This is a genomic window from Paenibacillus sp. FSL R7-0273, assembly GCF_000758625.1.
In the GTDB taxonomy this organism is placed as follows: Bacteria; Bacillota; Bacilli; order Paenibacillales; family Paenibacillaceae; genus Paenibacillus_AQ.
In genome coordinates this window covers 3,057,322-3,083,299 of record NZ_CP009283.1, presented here as the reverse complement: position 1 = coordinate 3,083,299, position 25,978 = coordinate 3,057,322, and the positions used below count along the sequence as shown (strand labels likewise).

The 25,978-nt window shown below is 54.9% G+C and carries 20 protein-coding genes; 2 read left to right on the top strand and 18 right to left on the bottom strand.

The genetic code is table 11. The annotated features are described in order from the left end of the window. Positions 1-120: 120 nt before the first annotated feature. The 13 genes from pknB to R70723_RS13085 all read right to left on the bottom strand — a co-directional run bounded on the left by pknB (position 121) and on the right by R70723_RS13085 (position 15,490). Positions 121-2,364, bottom strand: a complete 2,244-nt coding sequence (gene pknB, locus R70723_RS13145) for a Stk1 family PASTA domain-containing Ser/Thr kinase (RefSeq protein WP_039872637.1) — start codon at positions 2,362-2,364, stop codon at positions 121-123. Then, complete coding sequence (locus R70723_RS13140; protein ID WP_039872635.1) at positions 2,361-3,137, bottom strand: Stp1/IreP family PP2C-type Ser/Thr phosphatase; 777 nt, start codon at positions 3,135-3,137, stop codon at positions 2,361-2,363. Before R70723_RS13140 ends, pknB begins: the two co-directional genes overlap by 4 nt. A gap of 6 nt (positions 3,138-3,143) precedes the next feature. Next, positions 3,144-4,184 (bottom strand): dual-specificity RNA methyltransferase RlmN, encoded by a 1,041-nt coding sequence (gene rlmN, locus R70723_RS13135; RefSeq protein ID WP_039872632.1) that lies wholly within the window; start codon positions 4,182-4,184, stop codon positions 3,144-3,146. A 251-nt stretch (positions 4,185-4,435) separates the two neighbouring features. After that, positions 4,436-5,896 carry a 16S rRNA (cytosine(967)-C(5))-methyltransferase RsmB gene (gene rsmB, locus R70723_RS13130; RefSeq protein ID WP_039878701.1) on the bottom strand — a complete coding sequence of 487 codons (1,461 nt, stop codon included), beginning with the start codon at positions 5,894-5,896 and terminating at the stop codon, positions 4,436-4,438. Between the two features lie 8 nt (positions 5,897-5,904). Continuing rightward, complete coding sequence (gene fmt, locus R70723_RS13125) at positions 5,905-6,843, bottom strand: methionyl-tRNA formyltransferase (protein ID WP_039872630.1); 939 nt, start codon at positions 6,841-6,843, stop codon at positions 5,905-5,907. Positions 6,844-6,848: 5 nt separating this feature from the next. Then, positions 6,849-7,334 (bottom strand): peptide deformylase, encoded by a 486-nt coding sequence (gene def, locus R70723_RS13120; protein WP_039872627.1) that lies wholly within the window; start codon positions 7,332-7,334, stop codon positions 6,849-6,851. Positions 7,335-7,396: 62 nt separating this feature from the next. Continuing rightward, positions 7,397-9,928: a primosomal protein N' gene (priA, locus tag R70723_RS13115; RefSeq protein WP_039872625.1), complete on the bottom strand. Its 2,532-nt coding sequence runs from the start codon at positions 9,926-9,928 to the stop codon at positions 7,397-7,399. Further along, the gene (gene coaBC / locus R70723_RS13110) at positions 9,928-11,163 is read right to left on the bottom strand and encodes a bifunctional phosphopantothenoylcysteine decarboxylase/phosphopantothenate--cysteine ligase CoaBC (RefSeq protein ID WP_039872624.1); all 1,236 of its coding nucleotides are present in this window, start codon (positions 11,161-11,163) and stop codon (positions 9,928-9,930) included. Before coaBC ends, priA begins: the two co-directional genes overlap by 1 nt. A gap of 362 nt (positions 11,164-11,525) precedes the next feature. After that, positions 11,526-11,726, bottom strand: coding sequence for a DNA-directed RNA polymerase subunit omega (gene rpoZ / locus R70723_RS13105; protein ID WP_039872623.1), 201 nt, complete (start codon positions 11,724-11,726; stop codon positions 11,526-11,528). 54 nt (positions 11,727-11,780) lie between these two features. Then, entirely contained in the window at positions 11,781-12,350 is a 570-nt protein-coding gene (gmk, locus tag R70723_RS13100; protein ID WP_039872621.1) for a guanylate kinase, read from the bottom strand. A gap of 18 nt (positions 12,351-12,368) precedes the next feature. Then, entirely contained in the window at positions 12,369-12,629 is a 261-nt protein-coding gene (remA, locus tag R70723_RS13095) for an extracellular matrix/biofilm regulator RemA (RefSeq protein WP_006209218.1), read from the bottom strand. 51 nt (positions 12,630-12,680) lie between these two features. Further along, entirely contained in the window at positions 12,681-13,577 is an 897-nt protein-coding gene (locus tag R70723_RS13090; protein WP_039872613.1) for a YicC/YloC family endoribonuclease, read from the bottom strand. A 38-nt stretch (positions 13,578-13,615) separates the two neighbouring features. After that, positions 13,616-15,490: a bifunctional homocysteine S-methyltransferase/methylenetetrahydrofolate reductase gene (locus R70723_RS13085; protein WP_039872611.1), complete on the bottom strand. Its 1,875-nt coding sequence runs from the start codon at positions 15,488-15,490 to the stop codon at positions 13,616-13,618. A gap of 112 nt (positions 15,491-15,602) precedes the next feature. Here R70723_RS13085 and R70723_RS13080 point away from each other — a divergent pair, with 112 nt between their 5' ends. Next, positions 15,603-15,917, top strand: coding sequence for a hypothetical protein (locus tag R70723_RS13080; RefSeq protein WP_039872609.1), 315 nt, complete (start codon positions 15,603-15,605; stop codon positions 15,915-15,917). Here the strand turns inward: R70723_RS13080 and R70723_RS13075 are convergent. From R70723_RS13075 to R70723_RS13055, 5 genes are all read right to left on the bottom strand, one after another. Beyond that, a complete protein-coding gene (locus tag R70723_RS13075; protein WP_039872605.1) occupies positions 15,890-16,990 on the bottom strand; it encodes a GerAB/ArcD/ProY family transporter in 1,101 nt (366 codons plus the stop codon). The genes R70723_RS13080 and R70723_RS13075 overlap by 28 nt on opposite strands. Positions 16,991-17,008: 18 nt before the next feature. Then, complete coding sequence (locus tag R70723_RS13070) at positions 17,009-18,220, bottom strand: Ger(x)C family spore germination protein (RefSeq protein WP_076418258.1); 1,212 nt, start codon at positions 18,218-18,220, stop codon at positions 17,009-17,011. Continuing rightward, positions 18,207-19,859, bottom strand: a complete 1,653-nt coding sequence (locus tag R70723_RS13065) for a spore germination protein (RefSeq protein WP_081957369.1) — start codon at positions 19,857-19,859, stop codon at positions 18,207-18,209. Before R70723_RS13065 ends, R70723_RS13070 begins: the two co-directional genes overlap by 14 nt. A 168-nt stretch (positions 19,860-20,027) precedes the next feature. Then, entirely contained in the window at positions 20,028-20,864 is an 837-nt protein-coding gene (gene dapF, locus R70723_RS13060; RefSeq protein ID WP_039872601.1) for a diaminopimelate epimerase, read from the bottom strand. 86 nt (positions 20,865-20,950) lie between these two features. Further along, complete coding sequence (locus R70723_RS13055) at positions 20,951-23,770, bottom strand: calcium-translocating P-type ATPase, SERCA-type (protein WP_039872600.1); 2,820 nt, start codon at positions 23,768-23,770, stop codon at positions 20,951-20,953. A 192-nt stretch (positions 23,771-23,962) separates the two neighbouring features. Between R70723_RS13055 and R70723_RS13050 the strand changes: the two genes are divergently transcribed. After that, positions 23,963-25,834, top strand: a complete 1,872-nt coding sequence (locus R70723_RS13050) for an Rqc2 family fibronectin-binding protein (RefSeq protein WP_039872598.1) — start codon at positions 23,963-23,965, stop codon at positions 25,832-25,834. Positions 25,835-25,978 lie beyond the last annotated feature (144 nt).

Here is a 25,978-nt window from a genome sequence, read left to right as displayed (position 1 = left end):
TGTTGAGCCTTCCTCTCCTGATTTTGCGCAAAAGACCCAAGCTCAGGTTCGAGCCGGGTCATCGCGCCGCTGTACCGGCCATCCCGTATAAGTACACGGAATGGGGGCAGCTTATCTCTGTTAATGGTCTTTGCTCTTGTCTTTATTATTACCGTTGCCGTTGCCGTTGCCGTTGCCTTTACCATTACCGTTAGACTTGGCCTGGACGGCTTCTTCCGTCAGAAATCCGGTCTGGTCAACATCATCCGCATTCTCTCCGCCCTCGGAGTCCGGCGGCAGAATCTCCGGCTCAATCGTCGGCTCCGGCGGTGCCTGTGTAGGCACCGGTGTCGGCTCCGGTGTCTGTGTCGCCGGCGGCTCCGGCTGCTGGACCGTCCCGTTCTTTGCATCCGAATAGCGGACCTCAAAGGCTTCAATGTATTCGCCGTCCTGATAGATCGAGACTGCTCCGTCCTTATTAGGGGCGAGCACCAGATTTACGGACAGCACCTGGCTCTTGGCAATCGTCCGTGTTCCCCACTCCTGAGGCTCCCCCTCATTCCGGGCATCAGAGTAGACGATACGGATCTTGGTCTTCTTGCCGTCACTGGACGGTGCCACTGGCACATTGAACGTATAGTTCAGCGCTTCCGGCGGATATCCGGTGCTAATCGAGACAGAGATCTTATCCCCCGGAGATACCAGGTCACCCTGCTCATAAGGCCACTGCTTGGTAATCTTTCCTTCTTCGACGGAATAGCTGGTATCCTCGCTAACCTCGTCAAGCACCAGTCCGATTTCCTCAAGCATGGCTTTGGCTTCATTCTGTGTTTTGCCTGTCAGGTCAGGCATTGGCTTACTCTCTTTACCCTTGCTTACAAAGATGACAATCGCAGCTGTTTCCGGGTCATATTCACTGCCCTCCGCCGGATCAGAGCCGATCACCTGGCCTTCTGCAAAATCCTCACTGAACCGCGGGTCCTGACTGATCCGGCTCTGGTCCACACCTTCTGCAATCAACGCTTTTACGGCATCATCATAGGTTCCGCCGGTCAGCTTGGGAATGTTGGAGGTAGGCTTAGCCGTACTTACCGTGAGGATGATATGCGTACCTTCTTTGACCACAGTGCCTTCTTTTTTGCTCTGCTCCCAGACTACATTCTCGCCGAAGTTAGGATTGTACTGCTGTACAACCGGATCCTCCACAATAAGTCCGATTTCATCAAGCATAGCTGTAGCATTTTCAAGCGACTGGTTCGTTACATTAGGTACCGTAACCTCAGGAACAACCAGCTGAGACCTCACATACCAGGCGACACTGCCCATTGCAATCAGCAGAAGCAGCGTTAAGCCGACCCATAGCGCCGGCATGCCCCATTTCCGTTTCTTAGGGCCAGCGGCGACAGGCGGTACATCCTCATCATCCTCAATCCGGCGCATCCGGTCTTCTCCTCCGCCGCTGCCGCGGCTGCCCAGAGTATGCTGAATTGGCTTGATCGCCGGAATAATCCGGGTCCGGTCCTCGTCCTCATCATCATGAAAGGAAGCCTTGGTCTCGCTGCGCCGTTCAGGCAGCAGGCAGGTCTCCAGATCCTGAAGCATCTGCTTGGCTGACTGATAGCGCTCATCCGGATTTTTACGCATGGAACGCAGGATTACATTTTCTACGCTTTGCGGAATCAGCGGATTCAATACACGAGGCTCTTCAAATTCCTCCTGCAGATGCTTAAGCGCTACGCTGATCGGACTTTCGCCCAGAAAAGGCAGCACGCCTGTTAACATCTGGTAAAGAACAATACCCAGTGAATACAGGTCAGACTTCTCTCCTGTTGCTACCCCTTTGGCATGCTCAGGTGAAAAATAATGCACGGAGCCGACTACCGAGCCAGTTTGGGTAATAGTAGTAGAGGTTACCGCACGGGCGATCCCGAAATCCGTTACCTTAACACGTCCGTTACGGCCGATCAGTATATTATGAGGCTTGATATCACGGTGAATAATCTGGCTCTGATGGGCATGATCCAGCGCATCGCAGATTTGCGAGGCAATCCGGATAGCCTCATCCACCTGAAGCGGCGCACGCTCCTTAATAATTTCATTCAGGTTCTTGCCTTCAACATATTCCATTACGATGTAATGAACATCCTCTTCCTGGCCTACATCGTAAATGCTGACTACGTTTGGATGTGATAAGGATGCGGCTGACTGAGCCTCACGCCGGAAACGGCGGATGAACTCCTCATCATGCACAAACTGGTTTCTCAATACTTTAATGGCGACGTTCCGGTTAAGCAGGATGTCATGGGCTCTGTATACAAGCGCCATGCCGCCAGCCCCGACCCGTTCGATGACTTGGTAACGGCCGCCCAATTCGTGACCGATCATCTGTTCCACTCCTTTGTCTCGGGCACAGCGGCCTCTCCTTGATGTTCTAACAAAGCGACGCTTATATTATCGCCGCCACCGGCAAGCAAGGCCAGTTGAAGTAAGCGGTCCGCTCTTTCCTCTAAAGGAATTTCATGAATGCCTGCCACCTTGCCCAGATGCTCCTGGCTAATAAAATTACTCAGGCCGTCACTGCATAACAGCAGCAGCTCTCCTGGAGCAAGACTGACAGGAGCCATATCCGCCTTTACCTCGGCATCAGTTCCGAGCGCCCTGATCAGCACATTGCGGCGCGGATGGCTGCCGAGCTCCTCCAGGCTGATCTGGCCGTTCTTGAACAGCTCATTGACCAGTGTATGATCCTCGGTTAACTGAATTGCGGTACTGTCTTTGATTAGATAGGCTCTGCTGTCCCCGATGTGGCCGATGTAGCCTTCAGGTCCGTTAAGCAAGGCCGCAACGACAGTAGTCCCCATGTTATGGTATTTCTCATCACTGGAAGACTCGATAAACACTGTACGGTTAGCTTCAATAATTGCGTCGGACAGAGCCTCACTCAGCTCCCCGTCCTTGCGGTCAGGAGGCAGGCTGTCCAGCTTGCTGCGCATGGTCTCAAGCGCCAGCTTGCTTGCTGTATCCCCCGCCAAATGCCCTCCCATACCATCGGCAATGATCCCCAGAGTATAACCGTGTTGTGTAGCGCCGATCCAGACCGAATCCTCATTGACGGTACGGACCCGCCCTACGTCACTGGCATGAACTGTTCTGATCAAATATCCTCACCCCAACTCCATATGTTTGGCACGCAGCTGTCCGCATGCGGCCGCAATATCATGGCCCTGCTCACGGCGGATGGTTACGTTCACGCCATGGTCGGCCAGAATACGCTGAAATTCAAAGATATCATTGCGGGAAGTTCTTACGTATTTGCGCTCCGGAACGTGGTTGACCGGAATAAGGTTAACGTGGCAGAGCATCGTCTTGAGAACACCTGCCAGCTCCTTTGCATGCTCCGGCTGATCGTTGACGCCGCCGATCAGGGCATATTCAAAGCTGATACGGCGGCCTGTCTTGGCCTGATAATAACGCAGGGATTCAATTACATCATCAAACGGGTAGCGGCGGTTGACCGGCATGAGCTTAGAGCGCAGCGTATCATTCGGCGCATGGATCGAAATGGCCAGATTGATCTGGGTGTCCTCATCGGCAAATTTGTAAATATTCGGGACAATACCGCTTGTTGAGACAGTGATATGGCGCTGCCCGATGTTAAGGCCCTTCTCATGGATCATCAGGCGCAGAAATCTCATGGTTGCATCGTAATTCTCGAACGGCTCACCGGTACCCATAATTACGATACTGCTGACACGCTCGCCGCGTCCGTCGAGGATCTGCTGGGAACGGACCACCTGGGCTACAATCTCGCCAGCAGTTAGATCACGCTTCAGCCCGCCCAGTGTTGAGGCACAGAAGGTGCAGCCGATCCGGCAGCCTACCTGTGTCGTCACGCATACGCTGTTGCCGTAGTTGTGCTTCATAATAACTGTTTCGATTGCATGATCATCATGCAGTCCAAACAGGAATTTCACTGTACCGTCTTTGGATTCCAGCTTGGTGATTTCCGTCAGGGCGTTCATTCTGAACTGTTCATCCAGCTTGGCGCGCAGACCCTTGGACAGATTGCTCATCGCATCGAAATCATTGACCCGTTTTACATACAGCCAGTCAAAAATCTGTCCGCCGCGGAAGGCAGGCTCTCCGTTATCCTTAGCCCACTGCTGCAACTCTTCGAGAGTAAAATCATATATTAAAGGTTTCATTATAGTTAGCACCTGTTCTTTCATAAAAGTATAAAACATCATTGAATGTACGGCTGTCAGCAAGCTGAGCTTTTAACGCAAAACGAATACCGCCCCTTACAAGGACGATATGACAAGTCTTCTAAAGAATATGCGTATTATTTCTCATTCTTCCTATTTTAACACAAAATTCAGAGACGGTAAAAGAAAAGCCCGCCGCGCACCAGAATCTGCGGGCGGGACCTCTGTCAATCTTCCGTTAATACTGCTTTCTACAAGATTCGCTGCAGCCGCGCGATATAGAATCCGTCGCTTCCGAAATGCTGCGGCAGCAGCTGAATTCCTTCTCCGGCAGCAAGCGCCGTATCTTGGGTCCGCTCCCAGATAGGCGAGCTGAAGCTGTCAGGAACAAAGTCCGGATTCCGTGCCAGAAAAGCAGCGACAATTGCACTGTTCTCTGCCTGCTCTGTTGTACATGTGCTGTATACCAGCAATCCTCCCGGCTTCACCAGCCTGGAGACAGACTGCAGGAGCTCTCCCTGCAGGCCGGCAATACTGTCCACATCCTCCGGCTGCTTGTTCCACTTCAGATCCGGCTTGCGGCGGATTACGCCGAGCCCGGAGCAAGGCGCGTCCAGCAGGACCCGGTCAAAGGATTGCCCGGGCAGCTCATCTGCCAGCTCCAGTGCATCTGCATGTCCTGTTGTAATACAGTCCAGGCCAAGGCGCGCAGCCTGCTCCGAGATCAGCTTTGCTTTATGGGCGTGCAGATCGTTGGCATAGATATAACCGTCATCCTTCATGAGCTCGCCCATATGGGCGCTTTTGCCGCCCGGAGCCGCGCAGCAGTCAAGCACTCTCATGCCAGGCTCAGGTGCCACAGCTTCCGCAACCAGCATGGAGCTTTCATCCTGGACGGACAGATAGCCGTCTGAATACCAGGAGGTTAACGCCAGATTGCCTGCTCCCTTAACGACGATACCGTATGGGCTTACCCTGGAAGCAGCCGCGTTCAATCCTGCCCCGAGCATCTGCTCAAGCAGCTTGTCCCGGCTGATCATCGTCGTATTCACCCGGACGCTGACAGCGGGAGGTTCATTATTGGCGGCACACATCGCCTCCGCTATCCCGATTCCGTACTCCGCTGCCCAGCGCTCCACCATCCAGAGCGGATGGGAGTGGAGAACAGAGATCCGCTCGGCTTCACTGAGGCCCGGCTTCAGCACAGGCAGCTCACCTGCCCGCAGCACGCTGCGCAGCACCCCGTTCACCATTCCGGAAATCCCCTGATGCCCGCGCTTTTTGGCAATATTAACCGCCTCGTTGACAGCTGCGTGCGGCGGAATCCGGTCCAGATACATAATCTGATACAGGCTCAGGCGCAGCAGATTGCGCACCCAAGGGGTCAGCTTGGCTATGCCCTTGCTCACGAAATCCTCCAGAACGTAATCCAAGGTAATCAGACGTGAAAGGGAACCGTATACCAGCTCCGTCGCCAGCCCGGAATCCTCACGGCTGAGTCCGGCCTTCTGCAGGCTGACGTTCAGTAAAAGATTGCTGTACGCTCCTTCCTGCTCGACTCTCACCAATACGTCTAGCGCCACAGTACGGGCAGTAGCAGCCTTGCCGGCTGCGGCACTGCCGCCCGGTCTGCCGTTATTGCCCTGCGGCTTCGTGCCCCCGCCCGTGCGGCCGGGTTTCTGTCCGCCGCGGCCGGAGCCGCCGCCATTCATGCCCGCGCTCAACCGAGTACCGTCCCGGTGTTCATAGCCGCACCGCGGCTGAAGTCACCGGCGCTCATCGCTTTTTTGCCGGCAGGCTGCACAGAGGTCAGCAGCAGTGAACCGTCACCGGTGCTCACCTCTACACCGCGCTCATTGACCGCAAGCACTGTGCCCGGCGCCCGGGATGCCGGCTGCTGATTGTCAGACGGTTTAGCGGCTGCCCACACCTTGAACGTTTCACCATTCCAGAGCGTGAATGCCCCGGAGAACGGCACCAGCCCCCGGATCCGGTTATAGATGTCACGGGAGCCGGCCGTCCAGTCGATCCTTTCGTCGTCACGGCTAAGATTCGGCGCGTAGGTCGCTTCATTATCATCCTGCTTCACCGCATCAACACGGCCTTCCGCCAGCCGCGGCATCTCCGCCTGCAGCAGGTCCCGCCCGGCTGTGCTAAGCTTTTCAAACAGATCGCCTGCAGTATCCTCATCACCGATCGGCACCTCGACACGTGAAATCATGTCACCGGTATCCAGCCCTTCAGCCATATACATCAGGGTTACGCCGGTAACCTTCTCCCCGTTGATAATGCAGCGCTGAATCGGCGCGCCGCCGCGGTATTTCGGAAGCAGAGAGCCGTGTACATTCACACAGCCGTTTGGAGGCAGATCAAGTACACTTTTCGGCAAGATCTGCCCATAGGCAGCGGTAACGATAAGATCCGGCGCGTACTCCGCCAGCTCTGCCACCGCCTCCGGACGGCGAAGCCGTTCCGGCTGCAGTACAGGAAGCCCCAGTGCCAGTGCCGCTTCCTTTACCGGAGTAGGCATGAGGGTCTTCTTGCGGCCCTGCGGCCGGTCCGGCTGGGTTACAACAGCAACCACTTCATAGCCTTGCTCAACTAACATTTTCAGCGAAGGGACGGCGAATGCCGGAGTTCCCATGAAAACAATTTTCATTCGGCTCACTCCCCGGACTCGCTATGTTCAGCTGTATATTCATAAACCTTCTCGGCAATATCGGTGAACAGAACCCCGTTGAGATGGTCAATTTCATGCAGGAATGCACGCGCCAGAAGGCCGCTACCGGTAATTGTGATCTCGTTGCCCTCACGGTCAAGCCCGCGCACAGTTACCGTCTCAGCCCGGCGGACATCCCCGTTCAAGCCGGGAATGCTCAGGCAGCCTTCCGGCCCGAACTGCTCACCCTCTGTGCTCACGACTTCGGGATTGATCATTTTGATCAGCCCATGCTCCTCGTCAGCATCCACAACGATCAGGCGCTTCAGAATTCCCACCTGCGGCGCAGCAAGGCCAACGCCTTCCGCATCGTACATGGTATCCGCCATATCATCCAGCAGCTTCTGCACATTCGGGGTTACCTTGGTTACAGCTTTTGCTGTTTTGTGCAATACCTCATCCGGTTCTTTTACAATTAATCTGATTGCCATTACACGTACACCATCCTTGTTCTGAACGTTCTATATTCTCTATATTGTATCATGCCTTAGGTCTACATCAACATCTGCGGGTCCACATCAATACTGATCTGCAAGTTATTGTCGCGGACTGAATCCTCAAGCTCCTCCGCAATCTGCCGGGCCAGCCCGATGGCATCGATTGTCCCACGCCACTTGATGATACACTGGAACCGGTATCTTCCCTTCAGCTTGGGCAGCGGGGAAGCGACCGGGCCAAGCAGGTCAAGCGCATCCGCAGACAGCTTGTCCAGGCTGGCGAACCAGCGCAGCTGCCTGGCCCGCCCCTGCAGATTCAGCGCGTAATTCTCTGCCATTTTCAGCAGCAGCGGAAGCTGCTCATGGGAGAGGGTGACGAGAATCAGCCGGCAGTATGGCGGGTAATGCAGGGCTCTGCGGTGCTTCAGCTCATCGCGGACGAAGGACGCATAATCATGTCCGCTGGCATGCACGATTGAATAGTGCTCCGGCGTATAGGACTGCACCACTACCTCACCCGGAAGCTGGTGTCTGCCGGCCCGTCCGGCTACCTGTGTCAGCAGCTGAAAGGTCTTCTCGCCGGCCCGGAAATCGGGCAGATTCAGTGCAGAGTCGGCTGTGATTACACCTACAAGGGTAACGTCAGGGAAATCAAGCCCTTTGGCTACCATCTGCGTGCCCAGCAGGACGTCGGCTTTTTTGTCCCTGAACTGATTCAGCAGCTTTTCGTGGGAGCCCTTCTCTGTTGTTGTATCTACGTCCATACGGATAACCCGTATACCTGGGAAGAGCTTACCCAGCTCTTCCTCTACCCGCTGCGTTCCGGTACCGAAGAATCGGATATGCTCACTTCCGCAATCCGGGCAGACCTTAGGCGAAGGCTCCGCATGGCCGCAGTAATGACAGCGGAGATTGTCGCTGCGGCTGTGATAAGTGAGCGAGATATCGCATTCCGGACAGGTAGCGACATAACCGCAGCTCCGGCACATGACAAAGGTGGAAAAGCCGCGTCGGTTCAGGAGCAGCACCGTCTGCTCCCCCTTCTCCAGCCTGCTCTCCAGCGCGGCATGCAGCCTGCGGCTGAACATGGAGCGGTTGCCCTCCTTCAGCTCATCGCGCATATCGACGACATGCACCTTCGGCAAGGCATTGCCCAGCGCCCGGGTCGGCATCTCCAGCAGCACCGGCGAGAAGTGGATATCACTCTGCGATCTGGCTGCATGATAGCTCTCCAGTGAAGGGGTAGCCGAGCCCAGTATTACCGCCGCTCCGCCTTGCTCCGCTCTGCGGACAGCAACATCGCGGGCATGATACTTCGGATTCTCCTCCTGCTTATAGGAGGATTCATGCTCTTCATCCATAATAATCAGGCCCAGGTTCGCAAACGGGGCGAATACTGCAGAGCGCGCACCGACCGCCACCGTCGCTTTGCCTTCACGGATCTTGCGCCATTCGTCATAGCGTTCACCGACGGACAGACGGCTGTGCATGACAGCTACACCGCTGCCGAACCGGCCCTTGAACCGTTCCACCATCTGCGGGGTGAGTGCAATCTCCGGCACCAGCACAACCGCCTGCCTGCCCTGATCCACAGCACGCTGGATACACTGCAGATATATCTCTGTTTTGCCGCTTCCGGTTACACCGTGCAGCAGAAAGACCTCATGCTGCTGCTCATCAACCGTCCGGGCAATCCGTGTGAATACCTGCTGCTGCTCCGGTGTAAGCGGCAGCGGTGTACTCGGCTTGAAGTCGCGGCCCCGGTAAGGATCGCGGTAGACCTCAATTTCACTGATTTCAATATAGCCCTTTTCTTCCAGCGCCTTGACCGTACCCGCCGTAACCTGGAGCACGGCGAGCAGATCCTTCATCGGCATCGGCAGCATCTGCTCCATTTCAATCAGGTAAGACAGGACATCCTTCTGCCGGACAGAACGGGCCGGGAAGCTGCTTAGCGATTCCCGGGCAGCCGCCAGTCCGATTGCCAGGTCAACCGCCTTCAGCTTTTTCTTGCCCATTTTGTCCTTGATCGACTGGCTTTCGGTAAGCACACCGCGGCGCAGCATAAATTTAACCGTCTCCGCCGCTCCTGGAAAGCTGCGGGTCAGCTGCTTCATGGTCACTTCTCCGGCCTGCCTGACAAAATCAATAATCGTCCGCTCCTCCAGATCCTCTTCCAGGAACAGCGGAAACAGCTCATCCTCCGGCTTGGCCTCAGCTTCAGCCTCTTCACCAAGCGAGATGAGGCGTTCAGCCTTGCCCTTCAGGGCGGTAGGCAGCATAGCCTGCAGAGCCGAGATGCGCCGGCAGGCATACCGCTGGCTCATCCAGTCGCCCAGCTCAACCAGCTCGGGCGACAACGGCGGCATAAGATCCAGCACCTCCTGGATCGGCTTGAGTCTTGCGCCGGCCCCGGTCTCTCCGGATTCCAGCGATACTACAAAGCCCTGAACTGTCCTGTGGCCGAAGGGGACAGCCACCCGGCTGCCCACCTCTATCCACAGCTTCAGCGCGTCAGGAATCAAATAATCGAACGGCCGGTCGGTGCTGCGCACAGGAACATCGACAATGACCTTCGCTATTTCCATTATAACGTGACTCCCGGGAGGCGCTCTGCCGCGAGGCTCAGCAGCCGTTTAGCCACTTCATCCTTGGAGCTGAGCGGGAGATCCAGCACCAGCCCGCCGGCATCATAAATGGATACAATGTTGGTGTCCGTGCCGAAGCCCGCTCCGGCTTTGGACACATCGTTAGCGACTATCAGGTCCAGATTTTTGCGGATCAGCTTGTCCCTTGCATAGAATTCCAAATTACTCGTTTCGGCGGCAAACCCGATCAGGAACTGGCCATCCTTCTCTTTGCCCAGGCTCTCCAGAATGTCCGTTGTTTTAACCAGCTCAAGCGTCATCGTATCCCCGCTCTTTTTAATTTTGGCTTCTGCACTGTGCTTTGGACGGTAATCCGCTACAGCTGCCGCTTTAACAAGAATGTCACAGCCGTCCCAGCAGCTCACAACCGCATCCAGCATCGCTTGGGCCGATTCAACACGGACCAGCTTAATGTCAGGGTCCTGCGGCGGCGCCTCATCCGTCCTTGCCGCAATCAGAGTAACCTCGGCCCCCATCGCCCGGGCAGCCCGGGCGATGGCAAAGCCCATTTTTCCGGAGGAGTCATTGGAAATATAACGGACCGGATCAATGCGTTCCACCGTCCCGCCAGCGGTAACCATTACTTTTTTGCCGCTTAAGGGACCCTTAGCCTTATCAGGCTGAATGTTAAAGTAATTCTCAACCACACGGACGATTGATTCAGGCTCTTCCAGCCTGCCCTTGCCTACATATCCGCAGGCCAGCAGTCCCTCACCGGGTTCTATAAACTGCACGCCTCGCGAGGCCAGTGTATTCATATTGCTGATCACAGCCGGATGCTGATACATATGGACATTCATTGCCGGAGCCACCATGACAGGCGCAGTCGTTGCGAGCAGGGTGGTGGACAGCATATCATCAGCCAGTCCGTGCGCCATCTTGGCAATAATATTGGCCGTTGCCGGGGCAATCAGTACCAGATCCGCTGAACCGGCCAGATCAATATGAGAGATAGAAGCGGGGTCACGCTCCTGAAAGGTATCACTGTACACCCGCTGCTTAGACAGAGACTGAAAAGTCAGCTCGGTAATAAACTGTTTGGCCGAAGCTGTCATAATAACATGGACTTCGGCCCCCTTTTGGGCCAGCTTGCTGGTCAAGGCCGCCGCTTTGTAGGCAGCAATGCCCCCTGTTACACCAAGGATAATGGTTTTGCCTGTTAAGCTGTTCAACATAATCCCCCCTGTTCAATCGATAACCGGATGATAATTTTACTTCTCCTGCACCGGCAAGAAGAAACGGCTGCGCCGCCTTCAGTCAAGGTTGGCACCCGTTTATTGTGTCAAGCAGAATAGCTGTGGTGTCCTTCAAGGACGCTATCCGTTTCTGCAGAGATATAAGGATAATTTATAGGGTAGTACATATTAAATCCTATATTTTAAAAAAATAACAACCTTCCGGTTGTCAGGAACAGCCCGGTTAGGGCTACATATGACATTATACAACACAATTCCGGCTAACCGGAGAAAAAACGGCACCGCCGCTGTTACAACATGGCGGAGCCGTTTCTTGCTGCAGGTATAGCAAACAGTGCGTACTACTCTTCGCCGCGGGTTACAATAATGCGGTCTTCATAAATCTCTTCCAGCGCAACGCCGACAAACTTGTGTGACTTTGGCGCCTTTACATCTGTTTTGCCGCCTTCACGTAGCAGTCTGGCCCGGCGGGCTGCAGCAACAACCAGCGAATACTTGCTGTCAACCTTGTTCATCATTTCATCAATAGACGGATATAGCATGTAAGACACCTCTTCATCATTTACTGTAAATATGGATCAATCTGACGGCGCATATTATCTTACTTTGCAGTGTTCGGCGATAATGATGCTCTCAATACGTTTGCAGGCGAGGTCGATCTCATCATTCACTACGGCGTAGTCATAGTGCCGGATCAGCCCAATCTCATCTTCAGCAACAGACATGCGGTGGCTGATTACATCAGGATGCTCAGTCCCGCGTCCGCGGATACGGTCCTTGAGCTCATCCATGGATGGCGGAAGCAGGAACACAAAAATTCCCTCCGGGAACTTTTCTTTAACCTTAAGTGCTCCCTGCACCTCGATCTCCAGAATGATGTCTTTGCCGCTCTCCAGCGTCTGCTCCACGAAATCACGCGGGGTACCATAATAGTTGCCTACATATTCTGCATGCTCCAGCAGCTGGTCCGCTTCGATCATAGAAGTAAACTCATCTCTGGTCTTGAAAAAATAGTTAACTCCGTTCTCTTCGCCTTCACGCGGACTCCGGGTGGTGGCAGATACGGAATAGACAAGCTCAGGCATTTTGGGTCTTAATGCAGTACAGACCGTGCCCTTGCCAACGCCGGAAGGTCCGGATAAAATAATCAGCAATCCTTTTGACATAGTACACTCCAATTGTTGTTATTCGTCGTTATCGTCATCTTTGCTGGACAAGCGGTGTGCCACAGTCTCCGGCTGGACGGCCGACAGAATGACATGATCGCTGTCAGTAATAATAACAGCACGTGTCCGGCGGCCATAGGTCGCATCGATCAGCATATGCCGGTCTCTGGCTTCCTGAATGATACGCTTGATCGGTGCAGATTCCGGGCTGACAATGGAAATAATACGGTTGGCCGATACGATATTCCCAAAGCCGATGTTAATTAATTTGATTGCCATGTTCCGGTTGTTCCCCCCATAAGTTACATCTTCGCTTATCGAAATCCCTGTTCACTCTATATTCGCCGCCTGCTCGCGAATCTTCTCCAGCTCGGCCTTCATCTCAAGCGTAAGGTTCACCAGAGTCAGATGATTGCATTTCGACCCGATTGTATTGGTCTCCCTGTTCATTTCCTGGATGAGAAAATCCAGCTTGCGTCCTGCCGGTCCGCTCCCGCTCAGCAGGGCCCTGCATTGTTCAAAATGACTGTACAGCCGGGTAAGCTCTTCATCGATATTACAGCGGTCAGCAAAGATAGCCATTTCCATTCCAAATTTATGCTCTTCAAAAGGGAACGTTCCGTCATTCAGTTCGCTCAGCCGCTGACGCAGCTTGTCGCGGTATTCACTTACTACTACGGGGGCAACTGCAACCATAGCGGCATGCAGCTCTTCCAGATGGACAAGCCTGTCCGACAGATCGGCCGCAAGATGAGTCCCTTCACGGGCGCGCATCTGAAGCAGCGATTGAAGACTCTGCGTCAATCCCTGCTCAAGCATCCCGGAGCACTCCTCGGCTGAACCGGCTGTAACGGCAGACGGCTCCTCCTTCAGTTCCATAATACCGGGTATAGAGAGTATATCACGCAAGGTCAACTCCCCGTCCATTCCGAACTCACTCCTGAGCGCTTCCGCCGCCTCAAGATAGGCTTTCACCGCCGGACGGTTAAGAACCTGCAGGGAAGCAGCATCTTCCGCGACTTCCCTGTTAATGATAACATCTACCCGTCCCCGTCTGATATGTTCCTGCACAAGCTTACGCAGCATATCCTCATAAACCATCCAATCCCGGGGCATCCGCAGCACAACTTCGCAGTAACGGTTATTCACCGACTTGACTTCGAACGTAATCTTGTAACCGCCGAATTGCAGGGAGGATTGACCGTATCCGGTCATGCTAAATGACAACGGAATCACATCCATTACACTATTGTAATTGATTCTTACTAGCGAAACAAGGGGGACAATTTGCGCCCCTGCTTCTCCCAGATATACTCCAGCAGCTGCACGCTCATCTCATAAAACATAAACGGAGTCATCAGATAGATACCGTTAAAATGCGCCGTGGCCGCATCCAGCAGCTCCTTGGCAATCGCCACACCCTCTGCCCGGCCGGCCTCGCCTTCAAGGCCCTGCATCCGTCTGCGCACCTCATCTGACAGCTGGATCCCCGGCACCTCGTTATGCAGATATTCTGCGTTGCGGCCGCTGGCCAGCGGCATAACTCCGATAAAGATTGGAATATCCAGGTGCCGCGTAGCAGCTGCGATGTTCGCTATCAGCTCCGGATCATAGACAGGCTGGGTCATAATATAATCGGCACCGGAGGCAATTTTCTTCTCCAGGCGCTGCACCGCTTTGTCCAGATGCTTCACGTTCGGGTTAAAGGCTGCTCCGATGACGAACTTGGCCTTTTGCTTGAGCGGCTTGCCGGAGAAGGCAATACCGTCGTTAAGCTGCCTGATCATCCGGATAATTTCGAAGGAGGTCAGGTCATAAATTGAGCTTGAGCCCGGCAGGTCGCCGAACCGCGCCGGATCACCGGTTACAGCCAGCACATGGTCAATGCCCAGTGCATCAAAGCCCATCAGATGGGACTGGGTCCCGATCAGGTTGCGGTCCCGGCAGGCCACATGCACCAGCGGGCGGAGCCCTGTGCGGGCCTGCACCAGCGAACCGAGCGCCATATTGCTCATCCGGGTAACCGCCAGGGAATTGTCAGCAAGCGTCAGTGCATCGGCACCCGCTCTTCTCAGTGCCTCCGCCCCCTTCATGAACTTCGTAATATCCAGATCGCGCGGCGGGTCGAGCTCCACGATCACCGTGTGGCGTTCCTTCACCAGATCAACCAGGTTAGGCTCACGGCCGTTCTGGTCACCACTATCATCGAGATGCTCATGCACTACTATCTGCTCCGTACTCCGTGTTACTGCCCGCTCAGCCAGCGGCTGGGCAATGTATCCTTGCAGGGCTGCCGAGATTTCAGCGATATGCTGCGGTGTTGTACCGCAGCATCCGCCGATAATCCGGCTGCCCATATCAGCAAATACGGGGGCCATCTGCCCGAAATAGTCCGGAGTAGCGCCATAGCGGTACTGCCCGTCCACATAGTCTGCAATCCCTGCATTCGGATAGACGGACACCGGCAGCGCAAGGCTTCCCTGCAGTGTTCTTAGGGCACGCTTGATGCCGTTAGGCCCGGTCCGGCAGTTGAAGCCGATTACGTCTGCCCCGTCCTGCTCCAGAATGCGGAACGCTTCCGGCAGTGTTAATCCGTCCAGCGTACGCGCTGTCTCATCCACAGCCAGCTGGCAGATGACCGGCAGGCCGCTCAGCTTACGTACCGCCTTCAGTGCCAGATGCAGCTCTTCCACATCATAGAAGGTCTCCAGCATGATGCCGTCCGGCTGCTCATCAAGCAGCGCGGACAACTGCTGAGCATAGAAGCGCTTCAGCTCCGCGGCTGACAGATTCGCCCGTTTGCCGGCCCGGATAGAGCCGACGGCTCCGACCACGTAGCCTGTCTCCCCTGCAGCCTTACGTGCGATCCTTACACCCGCGCGGTTAATCTCCTCTACCTTGCCCTCCAGCCCGAATTTGGCCAGCTTGTCATAGTTGGCGGAATACGTATTGCTCTCCAGCAGCACCGCTCCGGCTTCAATATAGCTGCGGTGCACATCTTCAATGACCTCAGGCGAGGTCAGATTCAATTCCTCATAGGAGATACCGACGGGGAAGCCCTTCTGATATAAAAAGGTTCCCATCGCTCCGTCTCCGACCAATACGTTATTCTTCCATGCAGAGCGCAAATCCGGCTTCACCGCAAGAACCTCCCCTATACTGTCATTAGTTTCATACTAATGTAACATAAATCGGGATGGATGATAAGCATTCAGCAGCCCCAATTCTCAGCCTGTCCGGCAGCTGTCCTGCATGGCATTACAAAAAATGCCCATACTACTTTTATTAACCAGCAAAGGACTGTTTAGACTGAAAAGAAAAACGCGCAGGCTACTGATCCGGAAGTACACCGTTATATTCATTTTATCATCGCTCTCATTAGCCTATCTCTTTCTGCTTGACTGGCTGTTTGGTTATGGCATAGGGAACATAGGCTATGTTCTAAACTACCTGCTCTATACCGCCTCAGAGAAACTGGCTGCCGCTGTTATGCTGCTCGCTCTTATCGTGCCGGACATCATCTACTGGATACGCGGCTCTCAGCCGGGACGGGGTTCCGAAAAGTAGCTGCGTACCGCAGTAACAATAATCAGAATCGCTGGAATTACTATCATAAACACCGGGTAGACGGTGTACAGCAGGCGCGCCCCCTCATCCAGATGCTCGGTAAAGCTGCGGGCATCCAGCATGGAGGTGAACAGGATGATCAGGCTGCAGGGATAGAGCATTCTCCGGTAAGGCAGATTAAAGAGCTCCGAAATTCCGATTAGCGCAGCGGTGAAGAAGACGGACATTTTGAAAAAAACCCCGATAATCAGCACCATGACCACAAAAATATCAACCCGCTGGATGAAATCCGATATGGAAATCTTGCTGATCGTCGGCATCAGCGGCAGCGGGGAGCGCTCTGCAATATCCGCTCCGAGCACTGAAATATTAAGCGCGATCGTCGCACTCAGCAGCACGGCTGAAACCAGCATGGCTGCTGCAATTACCCAAGGACCTTTGCGCATATCGGACAGATAAGGCATCAGCATTGTGAAAACGACCATTTCACCGAACGGGAACATGTAATTCTGACGCACCACTGAATCTATTACCGGCCAGAGTCCGTCTCCCAGAACAGGCAGCAGCTGCTGCAGATTAATGGAGCCGGACAGCATCAGCAGTACCATACTGAATAATCCGATCATCAGAACGATTATAGTAAACACCAGCGAGGTCCGGGTTAGCACCTCTGTCCCCTTATGGAGCACGTAGGAGCTTGACAGGATCATCAGCATACTGAGGATAAAGAGGGGCGTGTTATGCATCGTAGCCATTGCAAGCATGGTACTGCCGTCACGCAGCCCCCTGCCCGAAAGATTCATATACAAAATAATATACATCAGCGCCACCGGTGTGCCGATTACAGGGCCAAGCAGCTTGCGGGTATACGCTGTAAACGGCATTTCCGGATGCTTTCTGTACAGATAGGCGTACCCCCAGAACATTAGCAGGCCGGCTGCGCAGCCAATAAGTATGGACAGCCAGGCATCTCTTCCGGCAGCCATCCCCAGATTGACTACCAGCGATGTTCCCAGCTCAAACAGCAGCGTGATACTGAAAAACTGCAGCAGACCTATCTTCACTTTTCCCATAATACACCTCCCCCGTTTCTAAGGATTCACCTGAAAAGAGTTATTCCGCATATCGGTGTGCCGGATAACGGCATCCGCATCGATTCTGTATTCACAATGGATAAAGATGTCCTCCCAGTGATCCTTAACCTTTTTCCAGCCCCGCGGATTGCTGCGCTCCATTAATTGCCCAAAACCGATGTAATCACTGTTGTATTTCTTGGCTGCCTCTATCGCAGTCTTCATTTTCTGCCTGGAATCTTTTATAAGGATCTGCGACAGAGCCTGAAGTGTATTCGGGGAGGTCAGATTCAGTGTATTGGGACTCTCCTTAATTGCCGCCTGCTGGCTGATTTTTACAATGAACACCGGATGCTCCGGGTCTGCCCCCTCGACACTAAGCTCTACCTGTGACTGATACACGTCAAACGTAATATAGCCTTCATGGGGATGCCGGATGACTGCCGGATAGCCCTTGATTTTATTGTGCAAAAGCGCAGTACCCAGAGCCGCATCCCCCGTCAGCCAGCCCTTCAGCCGGTCGTCCTTAAAGGCGGCAAGATCTGTCACCTTAATGACAGCATGCGGCGCGATCGTCTTCATATTGTCATTCGTATCCGCGCCTTCACGGGTCCCGTCAGTAGTAACGCCGTTAATAACCGGCCCTCCCCCTCTGAGCTGAATCCCCCTGATGACATCATCTACCTCCAAACGGAAGTTATAGCCGAACTGCTTAGAGGTCGTATCCAGCTTCTCCACCAGATCATTAGCCGGTATTTTGCTGAACACAGTCATCGTTGACAGAATATCCCGGGCAGCCTGGTCCTTGGCGACAAACACCAGACTGGTCAGCCTGGTATCACTTTCCCGCTCGAGCACATCCATCATGTCCTTGATCCCCTCCCGTGCCAGCTTTTCGGAAACCACCAGCACTCTGACATGGGCAAGCGAGAGGAAACGGGCGGTCTGACGGGACGCATTGGCCAGCGCCTCAAACATTGTGCGGCCTTTACCGGTGTATAAAGCGACCGGCGAGATTCCGCGCGCATTTTCCCCGGAAATTTCCTCAGCAACAATAACCTGAAAGGAAAGGACATATTTTTCGGCCTCACCCTCTCCCCTGTCGATGGCTACACCTGACACGATGGCCCGCCGGTTAAGCTCGACGCTGTCCCAGCAGCCGGTTAAAAGAAGGGGAATTACCAGCAGCATTATGATAAACGGGCACAGCCCAGGTTTACTCCTCTTCATGATGCCCCACCTTATCCTCTGGCCTGCGTGCAGTTGTGTTATTCCGGATAAGCGGAGCCAGTCCCGCTTCATGCCCGGTTGTTACACGTTTGTATTCCGGCTGCTCCGCCCTTAGCTGAGCTGCTGATTTTCCCCTGCCCATCAGCCAGAGCGGAAGTCGGAGGATGGTATCCTTCTGCCCTTTCACAGATAACGGGACAAAGGGGGACAGATACGGAATCCCGAATGAACGCAGGCTGTTCATATGCGCCACCAGCACAATAAGACCAAGCGTAATGCCGTAGAAGCCGAACATTCCGCCCAGGAGCAGGAACCCGAAGCGGATAATCCGGCCGGCTATCGCCATGTTGTATGCAGGAATCGCAAAGCTGGCAATGCCGGTCAGAGCGATAACGATGACCATAATGGGAGTTATAATACCGGCCTCTACAACCGCTGAGCCGAGAATGAGCGCCCCGACCACCGAAACCGTCTGTCCGATGACACGCGGCATCCGTACCCCGGCCTCGCGCAGAATTTCAAAGGCCCCCTCCATCAGAAGGGCCTCCACAAAGGCAGGGAACGGCACCGTTTCCCGCTGTGAGAGCAGATTAATAAGCAGGGTAGTCGGAATCATCTCGTAATGATAGGTTGTAAGTGCGATGTATACTGACGGGCCAAGCAGCAGGACGATGAAGCTTACATACCGGACAAGCCGCATCAGAATTGCAATGTCAAAGCGTTGCGAGTAGTCTTCTGCAGACTGGAAAAACTGGGTGAATACCGCCGGAAGAATCAGCACGAACGGTGTACCGTCAACGATAATGACAACACGTCCTTCCAGCAGATTCCCTGCTGCCACGTCCGGGCGCTCTGAATTATAAATGGTCGGAAACGGCGTAAACGTCTTGTCCTGAATCAGCTCTTCAATAAAGCCCGATTCCAGCACCTCATCAATGGATATCTTGTTCAGCCGGCGTCTTGCCTCTGCCACCAGATCTTCCCCGGCTATCTCCTTCATATACAGCATCGCTACATGCGTCTGGGTTTCTGTACCGATTTTGGTATACTCCAGCCGCAGCTTAGGTGATTTAATCCGCCGCCGGATCAAAGAAATGTTGGTAGCCACGGATTCCACGAAACCGTCCTTCGGCCCGCGGACTACCATCTGTGAGGAAGACTCTTCTACAGCGCGCGTCTCGCCGCCTTTGGTATCGCAGATAACCGCACTTGTGTATCCGTCTGCGAGAACAGCCGTATCACCTGATAGCACGGCCAGCAGCAGATCATTCCATTCATCTGTGACCTGGGCGTCGCCAAGCTCTAATACTCTTTGAACCAGCCGTGCGGGAAATGCCTCCTGGCTGCCTGTCTCTTCCGGCAGCCAGGAGGGCTGGTCTGCCAGTAACGAGCCGATAACGAACTCATTGACGGCAGTTGCATCCGCCAGACCGCTGATATGAACTGCTGCTGCCTGTATGGGATGCTCTTTTCCGACCAGTATTTTCCGCACCTTCAGATCCGGGCTTCCGCCAAGCGCAGTCCTGATCTTACGGATGTCCTCATCGAGAGCCCCTGTTAAGCCGGGTGTCCCCGATTCCGGACCGGACAAGCCTTCCTCCTTATTCTGGCTTGCCGGACTCTGCCGTCTGCCGTTCATCGGACTCCCCCTTTTTTAACAGTGGTTCCTATTATTCGCGGTTCGTCCTGCCATTATTCGGCTGATGAACCGGCTAGAAACACAAAAAAGGATGTCCGCAAGCCGTAAGGCTTATCGGACACCCTTCTATTCTGCTGAAATATAACGTGCGGGCGAGGTCCTGTCTTATTATACTTCTACAGATCCTGTGTAGACCACCTGAGCAGGCCCCGTCATATACACATGATTATCCTGCTCGTTCCATTCGATGAAAAGGTCGCCGCCCTTTAGACTGATAACAGCCGAGCGGTCAGTCAGGCCGTTCAGGACGGAGGATACCAGCGTTGCGCAGGCTCCAGTGCCGCAGGCCAGAGTCGGTCCTGCACCGCGCTCCCAGACGCGCATGTCCACATGGCCGCGGTTCAGCACCGTTGCAAACTCAACGTTTACTTTTCTCGGAAACAGGGGATGCACTTCAAGCTTGGGTCCCCAGGTCGCCAGATCAAAGCTGACAGCATCATCCACATAGATAACACAGTGCGGGTTGCCCATCGAAACAGCTGTAAATTTAAATTCTCTTCCGTCTGCCTCAATCGGCTGATCCTGCACCGGCTCGGCATCGATAGCAACCGGAATCTGTGTTCCGGACAATACGGGCTCGCCCATGTCCACGGTTACTGTCTCCACCACGCCGTCCTTCACCTTCAGCGACACCTTCTGCTCGCCGGCACCGATCGTTTCAATAACGATCTCTTCCGACTCCACCAGACCATGCTCATAGACATATTTGGATACGCAGCGGATCGCGTTGCCGCATTGCTCGGCCTCCGAGCCGTCGGAGTTCATAATGCGCATCATATAGTCTCCGCGTTCAGACGGCAGAATGTATACAAGCCCGTCGGCGCCAATTCCGAAGAACCGGTTGCACAGCTTAACCGCCAGCTCTGCAGCATTAGCCGGCAGCTCCTGCTCGCCGAATACGATAATAAAGTCATTGCCAAGACCGTGCATTTTTGTAAATTCCATTAATGGGTCCACTCCTAAAAGGTTGTTTGATAGCATTCAAAGGTGAACCAAGCATACCTCAAGGAGCGGGAACAAAGCTATTGATTTTATGCCGAAATTTTTGTACTTTTTATCATCGGCCGTCCGCCGCTCTTGCTGCGGTTCCGCTTGCCGCCCCATACGCTGCCTGCACCCATCACGAAGGTCGGGATACCAGCGCTAACCAGCACCAGGCACCATTCCCGGAAGTTCAGCGGTACGGTCTTGAAGACCGGCTGCAGCACCGGCAGGTACATGACGACCAGCATCAAAACGACAGAGGACAATACGGCCAGCACCAGCGGTTTATTCTGGAGCGGGTTGCGGTGGAATACCGAACGCGAGCTGCGGCAGTCAAATACATGGATCAGCTGGGCCATGACCAGAGTCGCGAAGGCCACGGACTGTGCGCGGATCAGCTGCTCTGCACTGCCTGGCGCGGTACGCAGCGTCAGCCAGAATGCGCCGAGTGTGCAGAGCCCGATCAGCAGGCCCCGGCTGATAATCTTCCAGCCCAGGCGGCGGGCAAAAATATTTTCCTTCGCTCCGCGCGGCTTGTGCTCCATCAGATCCTTCTCCGGCTGGTCTACCCCGAGCGCCATAGCCGGCAGCCCGTCAGTTACCAGATTGACCCACAGAATCTGGATCGGCACCAGCGGCAGCGGCAGTCCCAGCATCATCGCGAAGAACATGGTCAGAATCTCGCCGACATTGGACGCCAGCAGGTAGCGGATAAATTTACGGATATTCTCGTAAATATTCCGGCCTTCCTCGATAGCGGCAACAATTGTGGAGAAATTATCATCACCCAGCACCAGCGCTGAGGCTTCCTTCGTAACATCGGTACCGGTAATGCCCATGGAGATACCGATATCCGCCGCTTTGATCGCCGGCGCATCATTGACGCCGTCGCCAGTCATCGCCACCACATGGCCGCGCCGCTGCAGCGACTTGACGATCCGCAGCTTATGCTCAGGAGATACACGGGCATACACATTGACGGTATCCGAAATTTTATCAAGCTCATTATCGTCCATACGGGTCAGCTGGCTGCCGGTCAGCACCGTTCCGCCCCGCTGCAGGATTCCAAGCTGATAGGCAATCGCTTCTGCGGTCGTCCCGTGGTCCCCGGTAATCATTACGGTTTTGATGCCCGCACGCCGGGTTACGCTGATTGCATCGCGCACCTCCCGCCGCGGCGGATCGATCATGCCGGCTAGGCCGGCGAAGACCAGCTGGCACTCCGCATCCTTCTCGCTGCCGGCCGTTTCACCGGAGCGCAGATCGCGGTAAGCCATGCCGAGCACGCGCAGTGCGCCTGAGGCCATCTCCTCATTCGCTTCGAGCACCTTCTGGCGCAGCGTCGGCGTGCAGGGCACGACCGCACCCTCCCACAGCATATAGGTGCAGCAGTTCAGCAGGACATCCGGCGCGCCCTTCGTGCAGATCATCCGTCCGCCGGGATGGCTGACGACGACAGACATCAGCTTGCGTTCCGAATCAAACGGGAATTCCTGCTCCCTGGTATACGTAACCGCCAGTGACTGTGCGGTAAGGCCCATTTTGGCGGATAAGGCGACCAGGGCGCCTTCAGTCGGATCGCCCTTCAATTCCCAGACAGGCTGACTGCTGAGTGGATTCTCACCGGCTTCGGCTTTATCCTTCCCTTTGCGTTTGCCGCGCAGCTCGGACGGGAAGGTCTCCACAATCTCGGCATTGCTGCAGAGCGCGCCGATCTGCAGCATCCGCCGCAAATTCTGGTCATTTTTCAGATCAACCGGCTTGCCCTTCTGCATAACCTGGCCTGCCGGGGCATAGCCCTCCCCCGTGACCTCAAGAACCCGGCCGGCGTTCCAGACACGCGTCACCGTCATCTTGTTCTGCGTCAGCGTCCCTGTCTTGTCAGAGCAGATAACCGATGCGCAGCCGAGCGTCTCTACCGAAGGGAGCTTGCGGACAATCGCCTTGCGTTTGATCATCCGCTGCACACCAAGCGCGAGGGCAATCGTAACAATCGCCGGCAGACCCTCCGGAATGGCAGCTACCGCAAGACTTACACCCGCGAGGAACATCGCCGGCGCAGGCTGCCCGTGCAGGATACCGGCAAGCACTACAACAATGGTCAGTCCCAGCGATACATAGATGAGAATTTTACCGAGCTGCTCCAGACGGTGCTGCAGCGGCGTTTCCTGCGATTCGGTATTCTGGATCAGATCGGCTATTTTGCCCATCTCCGTATCCATACCGGTCCGGACAACCACGGCTTTGCCTGTGCCGCGCGTAATCATCGTGCCCATGAAGCCGATATTTTTCTGGTCACCCAGCGGCAGCTCAGCTGCATGAATGGCCTCGGCATGCTTCGATACCGGCAGCGATTCACCGGTCAGTGCAGATTCCTCCGCATACAGTGCACTGCACTCCAGCCAGCGTACGTCAGCCGGTACCCGGTCGCCGCTCTCCAGCAGCACAATGTCACCCGGGACCAGCAGTCTGGCCGGAATATTCTCCTGCCTGCCTCCGCGCAGCACCTTGGCATTTGGAGCAGACAGCTGCTTCAGCGCCCGCAGCGAACGCTCGGCGCGGAACTCCTGCACAAAGCCCAGCACCCCGTTCAGCAGAATAATGGCCACAATCGTAATGGCATCCAGGTATTCGCCCAAAAGGCCGGATACCAGCGTCGCCCCCATCAGCACCAGTACCATAAAATCCTTGAACTGGTTAAGCAGCAGGGTCAGCGGCGAGACCTTTTTCCCCTCCGACAATTCGTTTAATCCGCTCTCCTTGCGTCTTTCCTCCGCTGCCTCTGCGCTCAGGCCCGCACCCGGTTGAACGCCGAACAGCTTCTGCAGCTCCTCTGCACCGAGCCGGTGCCAGCTTTTTTGTTCCATATCGTTTCTTTCCCCTCCCGGTCGTTTCTTGACTTCCGGCGGCACACAGCTTTTCCACCTGTTCATGACCCATTGTATTCATGGTCGTCCCAAAATATCACTGCCTGTCTGCTTCTCCTTTTGCGCGAATGTGTTAAAGTATGGCATCATAGGAAGGAGACATTATCATTTAGCGACAGGAGAGCTTTTATCATGGCATTAGACGGCATTGTTACCAGAGCGATCGTGCACGAGCTTCAGGCATTTATCGGTGCGCGCGTCGGCAAAATATATCAGCCCAGCACCCACGATCTTATTTTTATCCTGCGCGGGGCCGGGGGCGGCGGCAAACTGCTGCTGTCGGCCAACCCGACCTACCCCCGCCTGCATCTGAGTGAGCGGAGCAGCGTCAATCCGGCGGAAGCGCCGATGTTCTGCATGCTGCTGCGTAAGCATTGTGAAGGCGGAACCATTGAGAGCATCACCCAGGTCGGCATGGAGCGGATCATCCATATTAACATCAGGACCCGCGATGAGCTGGGCGATGTGTCCGCCAAGCAGCTGATTATCGAGCTGATGGGCCGCCACAGCAACATTATTCTGACCGATCTTGTGAGCGGGACGATTATTGACGGCATCCATCATGTAACCCCCTCTATCAGCAGCTACCGGATTGTCATGCCCGGAGCTGCCTACACCGAGCCTCCGCAGCAGCACAAGCTGAATCCGCTGGATATAAGCAGAGAGGCATTCATCAAGCTGATGGCGGACGCTGAGGAAGCCGTACTGCTGGGCAAAAATGAAGAACAGGGCGAGCCTGAGGACATGATTGAAGGAGAGATTGCCGGGCTGCTGCGCTCGCTGGAGGAGCCGGCGAAAGACGGAAGCGGCGGACCCGCTCCGTCAGCAGACCCTGTCGGCTGGATGGTCCATGCCTTTAGCGGATTAAGCCCGCTTGCCGCCGGAGAAATTCTGCAGAGGGCAGGAGAGGCCTTTGATCCGCAGGGGACAGAGGCAGCTGCACAGCTGTGGACCGCCTTTGATTCCGTGATGACGCCTGTCAGAGAGTTTGCGTTCACTCCGGTGTCCGGCAATAATGCCAAAGGCAAGCCGTTCTTCTCCGCTATCCCGCTGTCTGTACTGGGCGGAGAGGCACGGCATTACAGCTCGATCAGCAGCTGTCTGGAGGAGTACTACGGGGATAAGGCAGAACGTGATACAGTAAAGCAGCGGGTAGCCGACCTGATCCGCTTCCTCACTAACGAGCGCAGCAAAAATGTCAAGAAGCTGGCCAAGCTGAAGAAGGATTTGGAGGAAGCAGATGACGCTGACCAGTACCGGATCTGGGGAGAGCTGCTGTTTGCTTCCCTGCATGCGGTGTCCAAGGGCGACAAGGAAGCCCGGCTGGTGAATTATTACGATGAAGATCAGGGAGAGATCACAATTCCGCTTGATCCGCTGCTCACCCCGTCTGACAATGCGCAGCGTTACTTCAAGAAATATAATAAGTACAAGAACAGCCTGCTTGTAATTGAGCAGCAGCAGGCCAAGACACACGAAGAAATCACCTACATGGAAACACTGCTGCAGCAGCTTGCCCATGCTTCCCTTAACGATATCGAGGAGATCCGGGATGAGCTGGTCAGCCAGGGCTACCTGCGTGACCGCAGCAAAAAGGGCAAGAAGAAGAAAAAAGCAACCCGGCCGACTATCCAGGTCTATACCTCTTCCGAGGGGATTGATATTTACGTCGGCAAAAACAATCTGCAGAATGAATACGTTACGAACCGCCTGGCCTCACCGAATGACACCTGGCTGCATACCAAAGACATTCCGGGCTCGCATGTGGTGATCCGCAGCGAGGCGTTCGGGGATGCCACATTGGAGGAAGCCGCGCAGCTGGCTGCTTATTACAGCCAGGCCAAGCAGTCCAGCAGCGTGCCGGTCGACTGCACCCTGATCCGCCATGTCCGCAAGCCAAGCGGCGCGAAGCCCGGCTTCGTCATCTATGACCACCAGAAGACGCTGTTTGTTACGCCGGATGAAGAACGGATCAAGAGCCTGCCGAATACGCTGAGAAGCTGAGCCCGCATAAACCGAAAAAGCCGTACCGCCGGAAGCGTAAACCTTCCTGCGGTACGGCTTTTATCTTGTGCGCTGCTCCGGTCAATAGATTAGCTGCCAGTTTCATAGACCGGACAGCGCCTTACAGCGGTGCCGCCCTTCAGT

What these genes read in the sequence shown, in the direction of transcription:
- pknB (WP_039872637.1), bottom strand. Translation starts at nt 2,364, where the DNA reads ATGATCGGTCACGAATTGGGCGGCCGTTACCAAGTCATCGAACGGGTC.
- rlmN (WP_039872632.1), bottom strand. Translation starts at nt 4,184, where the DNA reads ATGAAACCTTTAATATATGATTTTACTCTCGAAGAGTTGCAGCAGTGG.
- rsmB (WP_039878701.1), bottom strand. Translation starts at nt 5,896, where the DNA reads ATGAATGGCGGCGGCTCCGGCCGCGGCGGACAGAAACCCGGCCGCACG.
- fmt (WP_039872630.1), bottom strand. Translation starts at nt 6,843, where the DNA reads ATGAAAATTGTTTTCATGGGAACTCCGGCATTCGCCGTCCCTTCGCTG.
- def (WP_039872627.1), bottom strand. Translation starts at nt 7,334, where the DNA reads ATGGCAATCAGATTAATTGTAAAAGAACCGGATGAGGTATTGCACAAA.
- priA (WP_039872625.1), bottom strand. Translation starts at nt 9,928, where the DNA reads ATGGAAATAGCGAAGGTCATTGTCGATGTTCCTGTGCGCAGCACCGAC.
- coaBC (WP_039872624.1), bottom strand. Translation starts at nt 11,163, where the DNA reads ATGTTGAACAGCTTAACAGGCAAAACCATTATCCTTGGTGTAACAGGG.
- rpoZ (WP_039872623.1), bottom strand. Translation starts at nt 11,726, where the DNA reads ATGCTATATCCGTCTATTGATGAAATGATGAACAAGGTTGACAGCAAG.
- gmk (WP_039872621.1), bottom strand. Translation starts at nt 12,350, where the DNA reads ATGTCAAAAGGATTGCTGATTATTTTATCCGGACCTTCCGGCGTTGGC.
- remA (WP_006209218.1), bottom strand. Translation starts at nt 12,629, where the DNA reads ATGGCAATCAAATTAATTAACATCGGCTTTGGGAATATCGTATCGGCC.
- R70723_RS13080 (WP_039872609.1), top strand. Translation starts at nt 15,603, where the DNA reads ATGGCATTACAAAAAATGCCCATACTACTTTTATTAACCAGCAAAGGA.
- R70723_RS13075 (WP_039872605.1), bottom strand. Translation starts at nt 16,990, where the DNA reads ATGGGAAAAGTGAAGATAGGTCTGCTGCAGTTTTTCAGTATCACGCTG.
- R70723_RS13070 (WP_076418258.1), bottom strand. Translation starts at nt 18,220, where the DNA reads ATGAAGAGGAGTAAACCTGGGCTGTGCCCGTTTATCATAATGCTGCTG.
- R70723_RS13065 (WP_081957369.1), bottom strand. Translation starts at nt 19,859, where the DNA reads ATGAACGGCAGACGGCAGAGTCCGGCAAGCCAGAATAAGGAGGAAGGC.
- dapF (WP_039872601.1), bottom strand. Translation starts at nt 20,864, where the DNA reads ATGGAATTTACAAAAATGCACGGTCTTGGCAATGACTTTATTATCGTA.
- R70723_RS13055 (WP_039872600.1), bottom strand. Translation starts at nt 23,770, where the DNA reads ATGGAACAAAAAAGCTGGCACCGGCTCGGTGCAGAGGAGCTGCAGAAG.
- R70723_RS13050 (WP_039872598.1), top strand. Translation starts at nt 23,963, where the DNA reads ATGGCATTAGACGGCATTGTTACCAGAGCGATCGTGCACGAGCTTCAG.